Source organism: Deinococcus arcticus (genome assembly GCF_003028415.1).
Lineage (GTDB): Bacteria > Deinococcota > Deinococci > Deinococcales > Deinococcaceae > Deinococcus > Deinococcus arcticus.
In genome coordinates this window covers 22,227-37,585 of sequence record NZ_PYSV01000006.1, presented here as the reverse complement: position 1 = coordinate 37,585, position 15,359 = coordinate 22,227, and the positions used below count along the sequence as shown (strand labels likewise).

The 15,359-nt window shown below is 67.3% G+C and carries 11 protein-coding genes and 1 tRNA gene; 9 read left to right on the top strand and 3 right to left on the bottom strand.

Translation table 11 applies throughout. The features are described from left to right. Nucleotides 1-149: 149 nt before the first annotated feature. The gene (ppk1, locus tag C8263_RS07600) at nt 150-2,270 is read left to right on the top strand and encodes a polyphosphate kinase 1 (RefSeq protein ID WP_107137528.1); all 2,121 of its coding nucleotides are present in this window, start codon (nt 150-152) and stop codon (nt 2,268-2,270) included. A gap of 372 nt (nt 2,271-2,642) precedes the next feature. On the opposite strand, the gene C8263_RS07595 is transcribed toward ppk1, so the two are convergent. Next, the gene (locus C8263_RS07595; protein WP_199188345.1) at nt 2,643-4,340 is read right to left on the bottom strand and encodes a 30S ribosomal protein S1; all 1,698 of its coding nucleotides are present in this window, start codon (nt 4,338-4,340) and stop codon (nt 2,643-2,645) included. 295 nt (nt 4,341-4,635) lie between these two features. Between C8263_RS07595 and C8263_RS07590 the strand changes: the two genes are divergently transcribed. After that, nucleotides 4,636-4,709, top strand: a tRNA-Gln gene (locus tag C8263_RS07590). A gap of 111 nt (nt 4,710-4,820) precedes the next feature. After that, nucleotides 4,821-6,473, top strand: a complete 1,653-nt coding sequence (gene treS, locus C8263_RS07585; protein ID WP_107137526.1) for a maltose alpha-D-glucosyltransferase — start codon at nt 4,821-4,823, stop codon at nt 6,471-6,473. A gap of 83 nt (nt 6,474-6,556) precedes the next feature. On the opposite strand, the gene wrbA is transcribed toward treS, so the two are convergent. Both wrbA and glpX read right to left on the bottom strand, forming a co-directional pair. Next, on the bottom strand, nt 6,557-7,165 hold the full coding sequence (wrbA, locus tag C8263_RS07580) for an NAD(P)H:quinone oxidoreductase (protein WP_107137525.1): 609 nt from the start codon (nt 7,163-7,165) through the stop codon (nt 6,557-6,559). Between the two features lie 89 nt (nt 7,166-7,254). After that, nucleotides 7,255-8,268 (bottom strand): class II fructose-bisphosphatase, encoded by a 1,014-nt coding sequence (glpX, locus tag C8263_RS07575; protein ID WP_107137524.1) that lies wholly within the window; start codon nt 8,266-8,268, stop codon nt 7,255-7,257. Nucleotides 8,269-8,976: 708 nt separating this feature from the next. On the opposite strand from glpX, the gene pgm reads away from it, so the two are divergent. The 6 genes from pgm to C8263_RS07545 all read left to right on the top strand — a co-directional run bounded on the left by pgm (nt 8,977) and on the right by C8263_RS07545 (nt 15,326). Beyond that, on the top strand, nt 8,977-10,626 hold the full coding sequence (pgm, locus tag C8263_RS07570) for a phosphoglucomutase (alpha-D-glucose-1,6-bisphosphate-dependent) (RefSeq protein WP_107137523.1): 1,650 nt from the start codon (nt 8,977-8,979) through the stop codon (nt 10,624-10,626). Nucleotides 10,627-10,696: 70 nt separating this feature from the next. Next, nucleotides 10,697-11,113, top strand: a complete 417-nt coding sequence (locus tag C8263_RS07565; protein WP_107137522.1) for a DUF3995 domain-containing protein — start codon at nt 10,697-10,699, stop codon at nt 11,111-11,113. 339 nt (nt 11,114-11,452) lie between these two features. Continuing rightward, on the top strand, nt 11,453-12,265 hold the full coding sequence (locus C8263_RS07560) for an MHYT domain-containing protein (protein ID WP_158263767.1): 813 nt from the start codon (nt 11,453-11,455) through the stop codon (nt 12,263-12,265). A 52-nt stretch (nt 12,266-12,317) separates the two neighbouring features. Next, nucleotides 12,318-12,680 carry a response regulator gene (locus C8263_RS07555; RefSeq protein ID WP_107137520.1) on the top strand — a complete coding sequence of 121 codons (363 nt, stop codon included), beginning with the start codon at nt 12,318-12,320 and terminating at the stop codon, nt 12,678-12,680. Further along, nucleotides 12,680-13,069: a chemotaxis protein CheW gene (locus C8263_RS07550; protein WP_107137519.1), complete on the top strand. Its 390-nt coding sequence runs from the start codon at nt 12,680-12,682 to the stop codon at nt 13,067-13,069. Before C8263_RS07555 ends, C8263_RS07550 begins: the two co-directional genes overlap by 1 nt. A 37-nt stretch (nt 13,070-13,106) precedes the next feature. Continuing rightward, nucleotides 13,107-15,326 (top strand): methyl-accepting chemotaxis protein, encoded by a 2,220-nt coding sequence (locus tag C8263_RS07545; RefSeq protein ID WP_233218709.1) that lies wholly within the window; start codon nt 13,107-13,109, stop codon nt 15,324-15,326. Nucleotides 15,327-15,359 lie beyond the last annotated feature (33 nt).

Here is a 15,359-nt window from a genome sequence, read left to right as displayed (position 1 = left end):
CAGCTGGCTGTGTTTCGGCTGGCCAGCGCTGCAGACGGACGGGGCCGTCTGGGGGTCAGACGCAGCGCTGACGGTTGGGGGGGCCGTGCTGTAATACGGTGACATTGCCCTGATCGTCCGCGTGTCTACTGCCCAAGGAGTCTGTCACTGTGCCCCCCAAGAACACCCCGCGTTCCGCGTCTGCCCCCGCTGCCCCCACCGCCCGCCGCCAGCGCACCGCTCAGGCGGGTGCCGGGCCTGTGCCCAGCCGCAGCACCGTGGCCAACCCGGACAGCCCCTTCCTGAACCGGGAACTGTCGTGGCTGGCCTTTAACGAGCGCGTGCTGGCCGAGGCCCGCGACGAGCGCAATCCCCTGCTGGAGCGCCTGAAATACGCGGCCATCTGCGGCAGCAACCTCGACGAGTTCTTTATGGTGCGCGTGGCGGGCATTCACCGCCAGATTGCGGCGGGCGTGCATACCCCTGGCCCTGACGGCCTGTCCCCGCAGCAGACCCTGACCCTGGTGCGCGACCGCACCCAGGCCATGCTGCGTGAGATCGAGGCCGTGACCCGGCGTATTCTGCGCGATCTGGGCCGCCACGGCGTCAAGCTGGCGCGCGTCTCGGAACTGGGGCGCCGGGCCCGGGCACAGCTGCGCGAGCATTATCTGGCCGAAATTCAGCCGGTGCTGACCCCGCTGGTGGTGGACCCCAGCCACCCCTTTCCGTATCTCAGTAACCTCAGCCTGAACCTCGCCGTGCTGCTGGAGTCCGGCGAGGATGAGGACCCCGAATTTGCCCGCGTGAAGGTGCCGGTGGGGGTGCTGCCGCGCGCCGTGTGCATTGCCGATACCGTGCTGCTGCTGGAAGACGTGATCGCGGCCCATATCAGTGACCTGTTCAAGGGTCGCCGGGTGCTGGCCGCCCACGCCTTTCGCGTGACCCGCAACACCGATTACGAGTTCGAGGAAGAGGAAGCCGAGGACCTGCTGGCCACCATTGAAGATGGCCTGCGCCGGCGCCGCTTCGGCTCGGCGGTGCGGCTGGAGGTCATGCGCGACACCCCGCCCGCCCTGATCACCTTCCTGCAGGAGCGGCTGCGGCTGGCCCCCGAGGACATCTTTACCCTGGAAGGGCCGCTGGGCAGCGCCGACCTGATGGGGCTGCCCGTCAAGCGCCCGGACCTGACCTTCGAGCCGTATGTGCCCGCCGTGCCTGATCTGGACGGCGAGGAAGAAGACGGCATCTTCGACACCATCCGGGCGCGCGACGTGCTGCTGCACCACCCGTATGACGGTTTTGCCAACATCCTGGATTTTCTGGAGGAAGCCAGCCGCGATCCCCAGGTGCTGGCGATCAAGCAGACGCTGTACCGCACTGGGGACGATCCCCGGCTGCTGTCTGCCCTGCGCGCCGCCGCCGAAAACGGCAAGCAGGTGGTGGCCCTGATTGAACTCAAGGCCCGCTTCGACGAGCAGCGCAACATTTCCTGGGCCCGCAAGCTGGAGCGTGCCGGCGCCCATGTGGTGTACGGCGTGGCGGGCCTGAAAACCCACGCCAAGGTCACCCTGATCGTGCGGCGGGAAGAGGGGGGGCTGCGGCGCTACGTGCATATCGGCACCGGCAACTACAACGCCAAGACCGCCCGGCTGTACACCGACCTCAGCCTCCTGTCCGCCGACCCGGATCTGGGCGCCGACGTGGCCGAGCTGTTTAACCACCTCACCGGCTACGCCGAGGCCGAATACACCCACCTGCTGGTGGCCCCCGACACCGCCCGCACGGGCTTTGAAGCCCTGCTGGAGCGCGAGGCCGCCCACGCCCGTGACGGCATGGACGCCTGGGTGCGCGTGAAGCTCAACCAGCTCACTGACCCGGGCATGGTTGAGGCCCTGTACCGCGCGGCGGGGGCGGGCGTGCGTGTGGAGATGATTATTCGCGGCGTGTGCTGCCTGCGCCCTGGTGTGGCCGGCCTGTCGCAGAGCATTCGGGTGCGCAGCCTGCTGGGCCGTTACCTGGAACACGCCCGGGTGTTCGCCTTTGGCAACGGCGGCAGCCCGGAAGTGTATTTCGGCAGCGCCGACTGGATGAGCCGCAACCTCGACCGCCGCGTGGAAGTGATTGCTCCGGTGCTGGACGACGGCCACCGCGAAACCTTCCTGAGCATTCTGGACACCGAATGGGCCGACACCCGGGGCTCCTGGGAACTGAACGCCCAGGGTGAATACGAGAAGCTGAGTGGCGACTTCAGCGCGCAGGCAACGTTCGCGGCGGCGCGGCATCCGGGGTAGGCGGGGCGCGGTGCGCGGGAGGCGGGAACAGCAGGAGGGGAGATGAGAAGCAGTGGGGAAGAGGGGACATTGCCTCTCTCCGTCCATCCAATCTATTTTTTCCGCAGCCAGACAAATAAAACGCCGCCCTGAGGCGCAGGCTGCTTGGGCGCAGAGGCTGGGAGGCAGAGTGCTGCGCCCAGGCAGCCATGAACCGTCAGGGTGTTCTCGGCCACCCTGAGCCCAGTTGAGCCGCACCCGGCGCGGACCAGGAAGCGCTGGCCCCTCGCCGTCAGCCCACCTTTCGTTCTCCCCCTGCACGGCCTCCCGTACTCCACAGCAAAGCACCCCGGACCAGTGCGGTCCGGGGTGTCCAGCAACGTCGCTCAGGCGTTAGCCCTGGTTGTCGTCGCCTTCGGTCTTCTTGTCGCCGCCCAGGCCGAACTGTGCGAACAGGTCGGCGTAGACGTCGCCCAGCTTGGTGCTGATCTTGCCGCCCTGCTGGGCGTCCTTGGCGTTGTAGTTGTAGTCGGCGCCGCCTTCACGGCGACCACGGCCACCGCCGCGCTGGCCACCCTGGCCGCCACCGCTGCTGTAGCGGTCGCTGCGGGCGCCGCCGCCCTGCGACACGTAGTCGCGCTGGGTGGGCACGCTGCCGCCGCCCAGGAAGCGGCGACGCGACAGGCTGGCGCGCTGCTCCACGGGGTCGATGTTCAGAATGACGGCTTCAATCTCGTCACCCTTCTTGAACAGGTCAGCCGGGTTGTTCACGCGCTGGGTGTCCAGTTCGCTGATGTGAATCAGACCCTCGATGCCCTCTTCGATCTCCATGAACACGCCGAAATCGGTCATGCCGGTGATCTTGCCCTTCACGGGGGTGCCGGGCGGGTAGCGGTCAGGCAGCGCGCTCCAGGGATCATCCGTGGTCTGCCGAATCCCCAGGGAGATGCGGCGGTCCTTGGGATCAATACGCAGGATGACGGCTTCCACCTCGTCGCCTTCCTTCATGACCTCGTTGGGGTGACGCACGCGCTTGGTCCAGCTCATCTCGCTGACGTGCACCAGCCCTTCCAGGCCCGACTCCAGCTCCACAAAGGCGCCGAAGTTGGTGAGGTTGGTGACCTTGCCCTTCACGCGCTGGCCAATGTGGTAGCGCTCGGTGGCACCTTCCCAGGGGTCCTGGGTCAGGGCCTTCATGGACAGGTTGATGCGCTCGCGCCCGCCGTCCACGTCCATGACCTGCACCTGCACCTTGTCGCCCACCTTGACCACGTCGCGGGGGTGGTTGAAGCGGCCGTAGGTCAGCTCGCTGCGGTGCACCAGGCCGTCAATGCCGCCCAGGTTCACGAACACGCCGAAATCGGTGATTTCCACCACTTCGCCTTCAAACTGGGCGCCAGCTTCCAGCTGACCCACGGTTTCCTCGCGGGCCTTGGCTTTCTGGGCTTCCAGGATGGCGCGGTGGCTGATGATCACGCGGTTGCGCTTGCGGTTGAGCTCAATGAGCTTGACCATCAGCGGCTTGCCCACGTAGGGGTCCAGGTCGTTCACGCGGCGGGTGTCCACCTGCGAGGCAGGCAGGAACGCACGGATGCCCTCGACCTGCGCGACCAGACCGCCGCGCACCTTCTCCAGCACTTCGACCTCGAAGGCCTCGCCCTGCTCCTGCATCTTCTCCAGGACGCGCCAGCCCTTGTCCTGATCGGCGCGCTTCTTGCTCAGCACGATCTGGCTGTTGGGCAGATCCACGCGGACCACGTACGCCTCGATCTGTTCGCCGGACTTGTACATCTCCTGGGCCTGCTCCAGCGTGACGGGCTCGTCGCCGAGCTGGTTGAGGGGAATAATGCCCTCCACCTTCGCACCGATGTCCACGGCGATGCCTTCCTGGCCGATAAACACGATGGTGCCGTCCACAATGTCACCACGCGTGACGCTCTGGGGCTCCTGGGCCTCACTGGCCAGGATGTCCTCCATGGTCATCGCGGGGTACTCGCGCTCCTCAATGCTGGGGGCGGCGCTGGGCTGGGTGGTGCCCGTCGTGGGCTGAGTCCCGCCTTGCTGGGCGGGGGTCTGGGTGTTGTCTTCCATGAACTCCTGTCCTCCTGGGTGCGCGGACACTGCGGCCTGCACACCAGCCTGATACCTGCTCTTCGCTACACCTGACCGGCTGGTCAGCAACATGCAACGGGCGCGGCAACACCTCAGTGTATCAGAGTTCAGGGAGGCGCGGCAACTGCGGTCTAAACGCGGTCCAGCGCTGCTGCAGGGGGCAGGGTCGGCCCTCCAGGACACCTGGGGTCCCCCGGCCAGAGGCTTGACGGCTGCCCGGCGCGCCCTCTATACTCCCTGACGCTGCTTTGTGAGCAGCACGTCAGAGTTGCGTTGGGGCATCGTCTAATGGCAGGACGACGGTCTCTGACACCGTTAATCTAGGTTCGAGTCCTAGTGCCCCAGCCAGAAGAATCCCGCTGAGAAGCGGGGTTTTTTCGTCTGGGGTGGTGTGGCGTCTTGCTGTCGCTCTCATCTTGGGGGAAGCGCTTCCAGGCCCGGGTCGCTTACACTTCGCCCATGACTCCTGCGCACGAGTGGTACAAGAGCGCCGTGTTCTACGAGCTGTCGGTTCGCACCTTTGCGGACGGCAACGGCGACGGCAAGGGTGACTTTCCGGGGCTGACCGGCAAGCTGGACTACCTGAAAAACCTGGGCGTGGACTGCCTGTGGCTGCTGCCCTTCTACCCCAGTCCCCTGCGCGACGACGGCTATGACGTGGCTGACTACGTGGGCATTCACCCGGACCTGGGCACCCTGGACGATTTCAAGGTGTTTCTGCGTGAGGCGCATGCCCGGGGCCTGCGGGTGATTGGCGACCTCGTGACCAACCACACCTCCAGTGACCACCCATGGTTTCAGGCGGCGCGGCGCGGGCCCACCCTGCCTGACGGCAGCCCCAACGAGTATCACGATTACTACGTGTGGAGCGACACCGGCAACGAGTATGCGGGCGCGCGCATCATCTTTACCGACACCGAGACGAGCAACTGGACGCGCGATGAGAGTAGCGGGCGCTACTACTGGCACCGCTTCTTTGCCAGCCAGCCGGACCTGAACTTCGATAACCCCCGGGTGGTGGAGGAGCTGCTGTCTGCCGCGCGGTTCTGGCTGGATCTGGGCGTGGACGGTTTCCGGGTGGACGCCGTGCCCTACCTGATTGAGCGCGAGGGCACCAACTGCGAGAACCTGCCTGAAACGCACGCCATCCTGAAAAAAATGCGCCGCATGGTGGACGACGAGTACCCGGGGCGCCTGCTGCTGGCCGAGGCCAACCAGTGGCCCGAAGAGGTGGTGGAATACTTCGGCACGGACGAGGACCCCGAGTTCCACATGTGTTTCAACTTCCCGGTGATGCCCCGGCTGTACATGAGCCTGAAAAAGGAGGACACCACGTCCATCCGCGAGATCATGGGCCGCCTGCCGCAGATTCCCCGATTTGGCCAGTGGGCCACTTTCCTGCGCAACCACGACGAGCTGACGCTGGAAATGGTGACCGATGAGGAGCGCGCCTTCATGTACGCCGCCTACGCGCCGGACACCCGCATGAAGATCAACGTGGGGATTCGCCGCCGGCTGGCGCCGCTGCTGGACAACGACCGCCGCCGCATTGAACTGCTGACCACCGTGCTGCTGGCCCTGCCGGGCAGCCCCATCCTGTACTACGGCGACGAGATCGGCATGGGCGACGACCTGAGCCTCGCGGACCGCAATGGCGTGCGCACCCCCATGCAGTGGAACGCGGGCATGAGCGGCGGCTTTTCCACCGCGTGGCCGTCCGACTGCTTTTTTCCGCCGATCAGCGATCCGGTGTACGGCTTTGGCCGCGTGAACGTGCAGAGCCAGGAGCGCGACCCCAGCAGCCTGCTGAAATGGACTGCCCGGCAACTGGAACTGCGCCGCGCCCATCCCGCCTTTGCCCACGGCGAGCTGCAATTCGTGGACACCGATAACCCCGCCATCCTGGCCTTTACCCGCACCACCCCGGACGAAACCCTGCTGATCGTGAGCAACTTCGCCGCCAGTGCCCAGGCCGCGCACCTGGACCTGGGGGCGTACCTGGGCCGCGCCCCGGTCACGCTGGCGGGCGGCAGCCACTTTCCCGCCGTGACCCAGGCGCAGTACCCCATGATTCTGGGCAAGTACGACCATTACTGGCTGCGCCTGAACTGAGGGGCGTTGAGGGGAGATGGGTGATGGTTGATGGAGGGGACCCGCACTTTTGACAGTGCGGGTCCCCTTTTTCGCCTGGAGGTTTACCCTTTGAGCTTCTGGGTCACTTCTACCAGCCGCCGGGCCTGGTGGGCGATGCTGGCGCGGTCCTCGGGGGAGAGCGGCTGGCCACCAGCAGTCACGCTGGCGCCGTAGGGATTGCCGCCCGAGGCGAAGATCACGGGGTCGGTGTAGCCGGGAGGTACCAGGATGCAGCCCCAGTGCATGGCCATCACATACAGCGTTTGCAGGGTGGTTTCCTGGCCGCCGTTGGGGTTCTGGGCGCTGGTCATGGCACTGAAGGTCTTGTTGGCCAGTTTGCCACTGCCCCACAGGCCGCCCAGCGTGTCTATGTACGCGCGAATCTGGCTGGCGGCGCCGCCAAACCGGGTGGGGCTGCTGAACAGAAAGGCGTCGGCCCATTCCAGGTCGGCCGCAGAGGCGGTGGGCACGCCGGCCATGCGCTCCTGCTGCGCTTTCCAGGCGTCCTGGGTGTCAATGACCGCCTGCGGCGCCGTTTCGGCCACCTTCAGCAGCCGCACCTCGGCGCCTGCGGCCTGGGCCGCCTCGGCCGCCGCCTGGGCCATGGCGTGGTTGGTGCCGTAGGTGGAGTAGTAGACAATGGCCAGCTTCACCGGGGTAGGGGAGGTCATGCCCAAGGGTAAGCGGCCTAATGGCTTCATGTTAAATGAATTAAGAAAAAGGTAAGGGCCGGGTGGCCCCTCAGATCGCTGTCCAGTGCCTACACCCGCACGATGACCCGGGCGCCGTCGTCTTCCAGGTGCACAGTGTCAATAAAGCGCACCACGCGTGTGGCGTAGCCCATCACCAGCGTGTGGGTGCGGGCTCCGCCGCCAAAGCGCCGCACGCCGCTGAGCAGCTCGCCATAGGTGATGCCCGTGGCGCTGAAGACCATCTGTTTGCCAGGGGCAAGGTCGTTGGTCTTGTAGACGCGCTTTTCATCCACGCCCATGGCCCCGAAGCGCTCGCGCATGGCGTCGTCCTCGGCGATAAAGCGGCCCTGGATCTCGGCGCCCAGGCACTTCATGGCTGCCGCCGACAGCACCCCTTCGGGCGCCCCGCCCGAACCCATCAGGGCGTGAACGCCGGTGCCGCGCACGCCCACCTGCAGGCTGGCCACCACGTCGCCGTCGCCAATGAGCTTCACGCGGGCGCCCGCTGCGCGCACCCGGCGAATCAGGTCCGTGTGCCGCTCGCGGTCCAGAATGGTGATCATCAGATCGTCCACGTCGCGCTCTAGGCTCTGGGCCAGCACGTTCAGGTTGGCTTCCACCGGCCAGTCCAGGTTGACCTTGCCCGCAGCGGGGGGCGGCACCACCAGCTTGTCCATGTAGCAGTCCGGCGCGTGCATCAGGCCGCCGCGCTCGGACAGGGCGATGACCGCCAGTCCGTTGGGCAGGCCCTTGGCCGTCACCGAGGTGCCCTCCACCGGGTCCACGGCGATGTCCACCTCGTACTGCCCGGCGCCCACCTTCTCCCCGATGTACAGCATGGGGGCCTCGTCCATCTCGCCTTCCCCGATGACCACGGTGCCGCGAATGTCCAGCGAATTCAGCAGCTCACGCATGGCCTCGGTGCCGGCGCCGTCCACCGCGTTCTTGTCGCCCATACCCATCCAGCGGCTGGCTGCCAGCGCCGCGCCCTCGGTCACCCGCGCCGTTTCCAGCACCAGGGCATGTTCAAAATGATTGGAATCCACGCGCGCCTCGGGGCCGCCCTTCCGCTTGACCGTCATGCCCCGAAGCTAACACGGGGCAAAAAAAATCCCCTCTGGGAGCGATTCCAGGGCGGGGAAAAGGACGCAGTTTTTCGGCCCCCGTCTCTGAGAGGTGGACGGGACTTAGGCTGCAATTGACCTCTCACTCCTGACGGAAGAGGGTCGGCACCCCCCTCCTTGGCCCCTGTCTTTTAAAAAGGAGAACCTTCTGGGCCGCGCCAAGACGTCTTGCCCCTGTACCGCCCGGGTCCAGACGGAGCCGTCGAACGTGGCCCCACCCGCTCGGGGGCGGCCCCTCGCTCATCTTGGTTCGGTGACGTAGGCTCACTCGCTCTTGGGCGCGCAGCGCGCGGGCGTGAGGCGATAGGCGGAGAAAGGCCACGGCGTACACAGCGGGACGAAGGAAGGCCGCCCCACACCGTCAGTCAACGGCCGAGCGCAGCGCCGCTCCCCCCTGCCCCTTTGTGGGAGGGGGCTGGGGGGTGGGGCAAACCCGGAGCAGCACCCCCCCTACCGCAACACCCCCGCCCAAACCAGAATCCCCCACAGAATCACCGGAATCGCCAGCGACCCGGCGATCAACTTGAACAGGCGCCACCAGTCGTTCAGAAATTCCTTCATGGCATCCCGCAGGCTAGCAGCACCGGCCCGCGCGCAGTGCAAGCGCCTTCACGCTGTCTTACCCCAGCGCCGCCCGGGTGGGCAGCCCTGCGTAGACTGGGCCCCATGACGATCAGCGACCTGGCCGGAAAACGCGCCCCACAACGCCTGCTGACGAACATTCCCCGCCTCGTGGCCCACTACTACGAAACCCGCCCGGACCCCACCGACCCCCTGCAGCGGGTGGCCTTTGGCACCAGTGGGCACCGGGGCAGCAGCCTGGGCGGCACCTTCAACGAAGCGCACATTCTGGCCATTGCCCAGGCGGTGGCGGAATACCGCGCCGCCGCTGGCATCACGGGGCCGCTGTACATGGGCCTGGACAGCCACGCGCTGTCTGAACCCGCCTGGATGAGCGCGCTGCAGGTGCTGGCGGCCAACGGCGTGCAGGTGCGCGCCCAGGCCGGAGCCCTGACCGCCACGCCCCTGATCAGCCACGCGATTCTGGAACACAACCGCCGGGACAACTCTGCAGAATCCAGCGCCGGGCAGGCCGACGGCATTGTCATCACGCCCAGCCACAACCCCCCGCAGGACGGCGGGTTCAAATACAACCCGCCCAGCGGCGGCCCCGCCGACACTGATGTGACGGGCGCCGTGCAGGCCCGCGCCAACGCCATCCTGGAACGTGAGCTGCGGGACGTGCGCCGCCTGAGCCTTGAAGACGGCCTGAATGCGCTCGAAGATTTCGACTTCCTCACGCCCTACGTGCGCCAGTTGCCCGAGGTGATTGACCTGGACGCCATCCGCGAGAGTGGCGTGCGGATCGGCGTGGACCCGCTGGGCGGCGCCAGCCTGCCGGTGTGGGAGCGGATTGCCGAGGAGTACCGCCTGAACCTGACGGTGGTGAACCATGACATGGACCCGCGCTTTGCCTTCATGAGCGTGGACCGCGACGGCAAGATCCGCATGGACTGCTCCAGCCCCTACGCCATGGCCGGGCTGCTGGCGCTGAAAGGTGACTTTGATGTGGCGGTGGGCAACGACCCCGACGCCGACCGCCACGGCATCGTGACCCCGGCTGGCCTGATGAACCCCAACCACTACCTCGCCGTGATGATTGACTACCTGTTCACCCACCGCCCCGGCTGGCGCCCGGACGCCGCCATTGGCAAGACCCTGGTGAGCAGCGCCCTGATTGACCGGGTAGGCGCGGGCCTGGGCCGGCGCGTGGTGGAGGTGCCGGTGGGCTTCAAATATTTCGTGCAGGGGCTGCTGGACGGCTCGCTGGGCTTTGGCGGCGAGGAATCCGCCGGGGCCAGCTTCCTGCGCCGCGACGGCCGGGCCTGGAGCACCGATAAAGACGGCATCATCCCGGGGCTCCTGGCGGCCGAGATGACGGCCGTGACTGGCCGGAGCCCCGCCGAGCACTTCGCCGCCCTGAGCGCCCGCTACGGCGAAACCGCCTACGACCGCCAGGACGCCCCGGCCACGCCCGAGCAGAAGAAGGTGCTGGGCAGCCTCAGCCCCGAACAGGTAAGCGCCACCACGCTGGCCGGCGATCCGATTACCGCGCGCCTCACGCGGGCGCCGGGCAACGGGGCAGCGATTGGGGGCCTGAAGGTCACCACCGACCAGGCGTGGTTCGCCGCCCGCCCCAGCGGCACCGAGGACGTGTACAAGATTTACGCCGAGAGCTTCCGGGGCCCCGAGCATCTGGCGCAGGTGATGGCTGAGGCCCGCGAGGTGGTGGCGGCGGCACTGGGCGAGGCGTAAGCCCCACGCCCCACGGCATTCCGGGTCACCTGTCTCTGGCGCGGCCAGCCGGCAAACCATACCGTCGGGTATGGAACTTCAGACGGGATGGCAGGGACTCGCAGTGCTGGGCCTCAGCGGGGTCGGGCTGCTGCATGTGATCTGGGGACTGGGCTCCCCCTGGCCGGCCCGCAGCCCTGAGGCACTGGCCCGCGCAGTGGTGGGGAACATGGCGGGCGGCCTGCCCGGCGCGGGGCCCTGTCTGGTGGTGGCCGCGCTGCTGTTCGTGGCCGCCTTGCTGGTGGCCTGGGCCCCCCAGGGCCCGGCCATAGCGCGGCTGGGCGCGGGACTGGTGGGCGCCACGCTGCTGGCCCGGGGCCTGGGCGGCTTTCTGATGCCGGTGCTCTCGCCGGGTTTCCGGGCCCAACCATTTCAGACCTGGAATGCCTGGCTGTACTCGCCCCTGTGTGTGGTGCTGGGCCTGGGGGCGCTGCAAAGCCTGCGCTGAGGCTGGTTCAGGGTGGAGGGAAGAAGGCGGCAGAGGCGAGCGAGTTGGCTGTAGCCCTGTTCCTGTGATGAACCGGGAATGAGCGCAGCGCTTCAACGCTCTCCAGGCCCTCAGAAAGCTGCGGCAGCTCTCTGCCCCTCTCATGGACGCTGCAAGCAGTGTCAGTGGGCAGTGAGGAATTTCCCGCCCTGCACGGGCCCCCGCTGCCCTGACGCCAGCCTCATGAAAAGGAGCCTGGGGTCAGTAAGTTTTATGTGAGCACCCTCCAACTATCGTTTCTCCACGTTAACGGTTTGCCTGAACCGTCCGACAGGAGGAACCTCGATGGAACACAGTGGCATGCTCCACCATACGTGGAACAGTTCGTATATTGCGCTCTCGTTTCTGATTGCCGCGCTGGCCTCGTACATCTCGCTGGAGCTGGCCGGGCGCGCGGGGCGAAACCTGCGCAATGCGGCCAACCGCTTCTGGCTGGTGGCGCAGGCGCTGGTGCTGGGCTACGGCATCTGGGCCATGCACTTTGTGGGCATGCTGGCGTTTGAAGTCAAGGCCGCCGTGCAGTTCAATGCCCTGCTGACCGGGGTGTCTGGGCTGGCCGCCGCCCTGTTCATGTACCCGGCCCTGCTGATTCTGCACAGCGGCACCTTCAACCTGCGCCGCTTGGCTGGCGCGGGCAGCGTGGCGGGCCTGGGCATCGTGGTGATGCACTACCTGGGCATGTACGCCTTCCGCGTGCCGGGCACCACTGTGGACCTGGCGTGGCTGCCCCTGATCGGCTCGCTCCTGATCGCCGTGGGCGCCAGCATGGCCGCGCTGTTCCTGTTTCACCGGCTCTCGGGCCAGTGGCGCACCCAGCAGAGCCGCCTGAAGGTCGTGGGCCTGCAGATGGCCGCTTCCGCCGTGATGGGCGTGGCAATCATCGGCATGCACTACACCGGCATGGCCGCCCTGAAATACCGTGTGGCCGACGAACTGGCCCTGGGCGCGGCGGCCGCTGGCGCCGATACCTCCCTGCTGGGCCTCGTGGTGAGCGTGGTGTCGTTCCTGCTGCTGGGGCTGGCCGTGACCAGCATCTTCATGGACGCCGGACGCGGCGGTGACCTGGACGAACTGGACTTCGACGCAGCCAGCACCGGCGCCGCTGCCGACTGAGCCCGGCCCCCCTGCCCCCCCCCACGCTGACTTCTGAAAGGACTGAATTTCTATGGCACGAATCCTGATTGTTGATGACTCTCCCGCCGACCTCAAGTTTCTGGAAACCGCCCTGGGCACTCGCCAGCACCACGTCACGGCCCTGGGTGACCCGGCCCAGGTGGAAGCGGTGGCCGAACAGGTGCGCCCCGAGCTGCTGATGGTGGACGTGGTGATGCCCGGCCGCAACGGCTACGAGGTGGTGCGCGGCCTGCGCAAGCAGCCCGGCATGGAGAACCTGAAGGTCGTGTTTGTGTCCAGCAAGGGCAACGAAACCGACGTCAAGTGGGGCCTGCGCCAGGGCGCCGACGACTACCTTGTCAAGCCCTACACCCCCGAACAGCTGCACAGCGTGGTGCAAAGGCTGATCGGCTGATGATGGGCGCGCTGCTCGTCCGGGTGCAGGGGGAGCGGTTTGCCCTGCCCCTGTCGGGGGAGCAGGCGATTGCCGAACTGGGTCCGGTCTCGCCCCTGCCGCACGGCGAGCCGCTGCTGCGGGGCCTGACCACCCTGCAAGGCCGCGCGGTGCCCCTGCTGGATCTGGCCCCGCTTCTGGGCACCCCCGGGACCGGCGAAGAGGGCCGCCTGATGGTGCTGACCAGTGTGGAGGGCGACCGCGTGGCCCTGCTGGTCAATGAGGTGTACGGCGTGACCAGCCTGCCCAGCCCGCCGCCCAGCACCGCCCTGCTGATTGACATGCCCGGCGGACCGCTGCTGAACACCGCCACGCTGGCCCGCGAACTGCGCGCTTCTCTCGGTTCCTGATTTCCGCCCCCCACCTGCCCCGCCCCGGAGGCCCCCCATGCAAACCACCCTTCCGTCCCGGACCACCCGAATCACCCGCGCCATGCGCAACAGAAATGCCCAGCGTATCGGCTGGCTGGGGCAGCTGCGCGTGGGGCAAAAGCTCTCGCTGGCCGCGCTGGCCTTCGGTCTGCCGATCACGGCGCTGGTGGGCACGCTGCTGGTGGAGCAGCAAAAAGACATCACCGTGGCGCAGCGCGAGCTGGACGGGATTACCCAGTTTGCGCCGCTGCGGGACATCAACGCGAACCTCGCCACCTTCGTGGACCGCGCGCTGAGTACCGACGCCGCCGGCGCCGAGCAGGCCGCTGCCGCCGTGGATAAGGCCATTGACCAGCTGGAAGCCCAGGTGGCCCCCGAGTACCGCGAGCGCGTGCAGGCCCTGCGCCGCGACTGGAAGATCCTGCCCGACTCCATTGGCACCCAGCCGGATCTGGCCGTGCTGCAGACCTACGGCCAGCTGCTCTCGACCTACCAGCGCGACCTGAGCGAGGACCTGCTGACCCAGTCGGGCCTGGTGCTGGACCCCGAGCCCGATTCGTTCTTCCTGATGGAAGCCTCGCTGCGCAACCTGCCCAGAATGTCCACGCTGCTGAACCTCGCGTACCTGACCGTGGAAGCGGGCAACCGCGAGCCCGGCGACGACGCGGCGTACCTGAACGTGCTGCGCGACCTGAACGTGCAGCTGCTCGAAAGCGTCTCGGCCTACAACACCAGCGTGGAGCGCGCGGTGCGTTACAACCCCGCCCTGAAGCCGGTGGGCGAGGCCGCACAGAAGCTCAGCGACGCCGTGACGCCAGCCGTGGCTGATCTGGGCGCGGCCATTGAGGCCGGCAGCCTGAAGCCGGTGAACGTGAGCACCATTCAGGGCGACGCGCTGCTGCAGGTGTCGGCCTCGTTCAACGGGGGCGTTAAGACCCTGGCCGGGCTGCTGCAAGACCGCGTGGACCGCACCGAGCGGGCCCGTCTGCTGACCCTGGCGGCCATTATCGGCGCGCTGGTGCTGGCCTTTACCCTGCTGATCCGGCTGTCGCGCTCCATTGTCAAGCCGCTCTCGGAGCTGACGCGCGCCAGCCGCGCGGTGTCGCAGGGCGACCTGAACGTGCAGGTGCCGGTGCAGACCCGCGACGAGCTGGGCTTCATGGCCCACACCTTTAACGGCGCCGCCGCGCAGCTGCGCGAGAACGAAGTCAAGAACCGCATGGAGCGCGAGGAAGCGCAGAAGCTGCAGGCCAACATTGGCAACTTCCTGGACGTGACCATGGACATCGCCGGCGGCGACCTGACCCGGCGCGGCGTGGTGTCCGAGGACGTGCTGGGCAACGTCGTGGACTCGATCAACGTGATGGTGGACGAGCTGGGGGCCGTGCTGGGTGAAGTGCAGAAAGCCTCGCAGTCGGTGTCGAGTGCCAGCCGCGACATGCTGGGCACCACCGACCAGATTGTGCAGGGCGCCGACACCACCACGACGGAAACCCGCCGCGTGGCCGAGCAGGTGCGCGCCGTGACCGAGGGCTTCCGCGAGATGGCCGAGGCCGCGCAGCAAAGCGCCGAATCTGCCCGTCAGGCACTGGAAGCCTCGCAGCAGGGCCGCGAGGCGGTGCTGGGCACCCTGGACGGCATGCAGAACATCCGCCGCGAGGTGCAGGGCGTCTCCAAGCGCATCAAAACGCTGGGCGACCGCTCCCTGGAAATTCAGGAAATCGTGGACACCATCTCCCGCCTGTCCAGCCAGACCAACCTGCTGGCGCTGAACGCCTCGATTGAGGCCGCTGGTGCAGGGGCAGCGGGCAGCCGCTTCGCCATCGTGGCCGATGAAGTGCGCAAGCTGGCCGACTCCTCGGCGCAGGCCACCGCCCGCATCGCCAGCCTGATTCGCACGGTGCAGCTGGAGATCACGGAAGTGGTCGCCAGCGTGGAAGACGGCACCCGCGAGGTGGAACAGGGCTACCGCGTGGCCGCCTCGGCCGGGGAGCGCATCGAGCAGCTGGGCAAACTGGCCGCCGAGTCCGCACAGTTCGCCGAGCGCATCAACGCCGCCACCACCGAACAGGTGCGCAGCGTGGAGCAGGTGAAAGAGGCCGTCGAGCAGATCGGTCAGGTGGCCGAGCAGTCGCACGAGAGCGTGCAGCGTGGCCGTGACGCCGCGCAGCGCCTGCAGCACCTCGCGCAGAACCTGCTGCAGGGCCTGTCGCGCTTCAAGATTCCCACGGACTGAGTCTTTTCGGCGCTGGCGTGCCGTCCCCCTGCT

Bases quoted from the DNA above. Each gene is read 5' to 3' on its own strand.
- C8263_RS07595 (WP_199188345.1), bottom strand. From the start codon at position 4,340: ATGGAAGACAACACCCAGACCCCCGCCCAGCAAGGCGGGACTCAGCCC.
- treS (WP_107137526.1), top strand. From the start codon at position 4,821: ATGACTCCTGCGCACGAGTGGTACAAGAGCGCCGTGTTCTACGAGCTG.
- wrbA (WP_107137525.1), bottom strand. From the start codon at position 7,165: ATGACCTCCCCTACCCCGGTGAAGCTGGCCATTGTCTACTACTCCACC.
- glpX (WP_107137524.1), bottom strand. From the start codon at position 8,268: ATGACGGTCAAGCGGAAGGGCGGCCCCGAGGCGCGCGTGGATTCCAAT.
- pgm (WP_107137523.1), top strand. From the start codon at position 8,977: ATGACGATCAGCGACCTGGCCGGAAAACGCGCCCCACAACGCCTGCTG.
- C8263_RS07565 (WP_107137522.1), top strand. From the start codon at position 10,697: ATGGAACTTCAGACGGGATGGCAGGGACTCGCAGTGCTGGGCCTCAGC.
- C8263_RS07560 (WP_158263767.1), top strand. From the start codon at position 11,453: ATGCTCCACCATACGTGGAACAGTTCGTATATTGCGCTCTCGTTTCTG.
- C8263_RS07555 (WP_107137520.1), top strand. From the start codon at position 12,318: ATGGCACGAATCCTGATTGTTGATGACTCTCCCGCCGACCTCAAGTTT.
- C8263_RS07550 (WP_107137519.1), top strand. From the start codon at position 12,680: ATGATGGGCGCGCTGCTCGTCCGGGTGCAGGGGGAGCGGTTTGCCCTG.
- C8263_RS07545 (WP_233218709.1), top strand. From the start codon at position 13,107: ATGCAAACCACCCTTCCGTCCCGGACCACCCGAATCACCCGCGCCATG.